This is a genomic window from Salinicola halophilus (assembly GCF_003206155.1).
Classification (GTDB): domain Bacteria; phylum Pseudomonadota; class Gammaproteobacteria; order Pseudomonadales; family Halomonadaceae; genus Salinicola; species Salinicola halophilus.
Genome location: NZ_PZJV01000013.1, coordinates 276 through 570 on the forward strand (window position 1 = coordinate 276; position 295 = coordinate 570).

1 protein-coding gene is annotated in these 295 nt (G+C 59.7%); it reads left to right on the forward strand.

Annotated elements, in window-relative coordinates:
• The coding region (locus DOM33_RS16405) for a Tn3 family transposase (RefSeq protein ID WP_239495405.1) at window positions 1-295 on the forward strand (295 nt) is incomplete at both ends.

The window sequence follows — 295 nt, forward strand, 5'->3', positions numbered from 1 at the left end:
GCTGCGGTGTGCGAAGCCAATGTCGACGTCGCTTTGATCGAAAAGCATTGGGATAGTCTGGTGCACCTGGCAGCCTCGGTCATGAGCGGACATGCCAGTGCGGTGGCAGCTCTTGCGCGGTTCGGTTCTGCCGCCCAGGGCGATCCAATCTATGAGGCTGGCGTGCAATTGGGGCGGTTGCTGCGTACGGCGTTTTTGGCTGACTACTTTGTCAAGGACGCTTTCAGGAACGAGTTGCGCCGGGTGCTCAATCGGGGCGAGGCTGTTAACGCCCTCAAGCGCGCCATTTATACCG